General features: G+C 40.6%; 2 protein-coding genes. Both read right to left on the reverse strand.

All coding sequences use genetic code 11. The features are described from left to right. Positions 1-1,026 precede the first annotated feature (1,026 nt). Positions 1,027-1,506 carry a hypothetical protein gene (locus N475_RS00410; protein ID WP_063358774.1) on the reverse strand — a complete coding sequence of 160 codons (480 nt, stop codon included), beginning with the start codon at positions 1,504-1,506 and terminating at the stop codon, positions 1,027-1,029. Continuing rightward, on the reverse strand, positions 1,500-3,728 hold a 2,229-nt coding region (locus N475_RS00415), incomplete at its 5' end, for a glycoside hydrolase family protein (protein WP_155732512.1). The genes N475_RS00410 and N475_RS00415, both read right to left, overlap by 7 nt.

The raw sequence follows: 3,728 nt of genomic DNA on the forward strand, positions 1-3,728 counted from the left end.
ATTTAAGATGGGTGTCTTCTTAAATTCGACTGCAAAATTTTAGATGGGTGTCTTCTTAAATTTCATGGCAAAAACCAACACCATAAAAAACAGAAAATTCAAACAAGGCTAACACCATTATTACCAAACATCATCAAATTCAATTAATAACACATTAAAAAAATGCCAGCCATTAAGATTTAATTTAAAATCTTCTCACTTGCATATTTCATATTGCAAACTGTTCAATAATTAAAATAGCAGAAAAAAACTTCGAATATATACTAACCAACCCACTTATACCGAGTCGCAGTGTTTACTCCTCTAGCTATGAATGACGATTAAGATAAAAATGCATACCAAACTGTTCTGCTGTTATATTTGCAAGCTTACCTTCTGTCAGTTTTGGGCTTCAATACCAATTACCGCAGATACTATCTTTCTACCTGTAAAGTCATCCTCTACAAACGCCTACTAGTGCATCTATGTAGCTTCGCTACTTGAATAAACTTTGGTCCAAATTACCCAGCTACCTGCGAGAGTACTTCACGCTGAGGCCCAAAATATGTCTGTCGCATATAGTTAAGTAAAGGGAAGAATTATATAACTCGTATGGATGTTATAACTCCCTGAAACCTCTCAACCCTAATTTGCCAAAAGCAGATGAAAAAAGGTCAAACCGGTCTATATAGACTCGATTCAGACAGGTATTAAAACCGATTGGGTATTTTAAAGTTACGGAGTGTAGGTTTGTAACTCACTGGGGATGCTGAGTTACAGTTAGCCCGGATATATATCAGTGCAACGCTTTATTGCATGTTGTTAATCATCGAAGTGCAACTGGTATGCATGAAGATAGAAAACAGCCAAGCAATGAATGGAACACTCAGCTTGACATACACGGAGTGTCCATAGGTTTTTTATAATTTGTTCTCAGCCGGGTAAATTGCTAGTAATGCTGAAATCGTGATATGGAGCTGTGATGATGAGGGTGCCCCACCGATCGGAGATCGGTGGGTAATTATTGGAATAGTGATAGATAAAAATTTAGTTACAGGTGGACTTTAGAATCATCTTAAAAAAGTAACCATCATAACTTTCCATTAGCATGTTATTGCCAATTACTTCGTATCGAGAATATATGTTTTTGGTATCATCAGGTTCAAATATTGAAATATATTCAATATGTTCTCTGTCTGACATAAATCCATAAAATGCACTATTTTTATCCGAAGGAACAACACCTTCTTCTTTTGAAAGCAACTCTCGACTATTTTTGTAAACAGGTTTTGCTATAGCGTAGTCGCCATCGGTGAAGCTGGTCGGGCAAAGGGTTATCAGTCCACCAATTTTTTTATTGGCTTCCTCCTGAGTTGTTAATCCGCCTCTGTACTTTTCAACGCTGATAACTTCATATACCCCGTAATATGTCTTCATTTTGTTTTTGGGTGCACTGTCGGCACAAGCCGACAGTGCTGTAGTTGTAGCCATTAAAAAAACAAATGACTTGAATGTTTTCATTACCATGTTTCATATTTTCCTTCAGAATATATCTTCCACTCGTACTTTCGCCGATTTATCAAGCCCTGACTAACTTGCTTAATACCATTGACTGTCTCTTTGTTCCAAGCTTTCCATGCTTTTTCAACCGAGCCGTAGCCATTAACAGATTTGAGGCTGGAGTTGTTAATCATCTTGAGAGCACTAGAGCTTTTGAATCCGGATTCTCCAATGTTATAAGCTAATATCACCAAGGCGTTAAACTGGTCTTGGTTTACTTCAGCCGTGACGCTGGTCCGGACTGTGGATATGAATTTGCTGAGGTCGCTTTTTAATAATGCTTTTGATTGCTCACCAGTGATGCCATCTTTATACTTGGCAAATTCTTTCTTAGACGTTATAAGGTGTCCGATGCCAATTGTGGCACCTTCTGTATACTTGTCAATTTCTTTACCTGTAGCATCATCGTAGGGTTTAAGCCTTTCTTTTTCGACGTCCTTAAGCCATTTAACTCCGCTTTCGGAAAAGTCGAACTCACTGGCTTTTTGATTGGTACCAGTTTCCGGCAAATCACTCAAGCCTTTAACCTTTTCCATAGTTTGTTCCAAGCCATTATTCAAGGCTGCATTCAATTTTGATCGAGATGCATTTTCCGCCAAAGACTGGTCAGCATAAGCACCAGCTTTAGCGCCTATGCTGACACTACCATCACTGTATGTGACTGAGCAACCGGGAGCTGGATCATGTCGCTTTACTGCCGATCCCGTTTGACACGCTGATGAGTATCCAGTTGGATCTGTCCCGCCCAGAGGGTTGTTCATAATATATGAATATGGGTTGACCGATTGTGAGTTTCCTGGCGATTGAATAACAGGATCCACACTCATAAAGCGACCAAGGTTATAATCGTACACTCGACCATTCATATGAATCAATTCTAATTCATCCAGATGCTCATGGTCGGTAAAACCTCGTTTGGTTTTTGCAGTTGCAAAATCCTCAAGCTTTGCGTTTTCTTTCAACCCACCTGATGCTTTTCTTGGTTTACCGAATGGGTCAAAGTTTCGCTCAGCGATAACTTGGCCATTGGCGTCGGTTATAAGCCTTGCACTGTTTAGCCTATCTTTGTGTAGATACCTTACCTCAGGTGTACCATTGGACTCCGTTGAAATAACCGCAAAATCACCAATGTAGGCACGTGTCGTGGTTTTGCTACCCTGAATATCAAGTTCATAGTGCTTGCCCGCATAGTACGTGGTGGTGCTGCCATTCACTTGTTTGAAACGCATATGATCTGCACCATAGGTAAAGGTCGCTGTTATACCATTTTTAACAATGCGTGTCGGCTTGTCCATGGCGTTATAACTGGCATGAGTCAACCCGTCACCAGCCGTCATGTTGCCTCGCGTATCGTAACTAAAGCCTACCCAATTACCTTGCTTTGTAAGGACCTTTTTAACCGCATTTGCGCCACCACCTGAGTGACCATTGATATGCTCTGCATAGTTGTAACTGGTCGCATAGTCCGATTTTGAAGTGATGTTGCCAACCTTATCATAGCCATAGGTTATGACTGTATGTGCGTCAATTTTGTTTTCTTTTAGACGATGCAAGTGGTCGTATACATAGGACTCTGTGAAAGTATGCTGCTTATCAATTTTACCAGAAGTCACTGACATATTTATAAGGTTGCCAAAACCATCATACGACGTGTACGCAATATTGAGTAGCTCGATATTGTTTTTACGCGTTGTATGCTCGGTCATTTGACCAGTTTGAGCACTGTAGTATGTGTCTGTTGTGAGGCCATTACCCAATAGCTGTGATTGAATAAATCCATGGGCATCACGTGCAGTTATATTTTGGTAAACAAGGCCACTGGCCGTGTTTTTAGTTTGCGTCTGGTAGCCCTTATCATCATACATGTATTCTAACGTGAGATGATTTGGGTAACGTAGACCTTTAACACGCCCATAATTGGTGTCATAGTAAGTCTTGGTAGTAAAGCTTTGGCCATCTCCACTCACCGTATGTGTAACCGGTCTACCAAGCTTATCGTAATCGTAACTATGGGTTACGCCATTACCCGTTGTGCTTGTTACTTGGCCAAAAGACTTAGTATCAAACTCATAGATATAGGTGTCTTCATCCGTAGCACTGCGCTTCGTGGTACGCCCCAACACATCATAGCTAAAGTATACTGAGTGCGTGCCATTGCGCAGCTCTTGTTGTACTTCACCAAAGCCATT

It is taken from the genome of Pseudoalteromonas luteoviolacea DSM 6061, from assembly GCF_001625655.1.
GTDB classification, from domain to species: Bacteria; Pseudomonadota; Gammaproteobacteria; order Enterobacterales; family Alteromonadaceae; genus Pseudoalteromonas; species Pseudoalteromonas luteoviolacea.

What these genes read in the sequence shown, in the direction of transcription:
- N475_RS00410 (WP_063358774.1), bottom strand. Translation starts at nt 1,506, where the DNA reads ATGGTAATGAAAACATTCAAGTCATTTGTTTTTTTAATGGCTACAACT.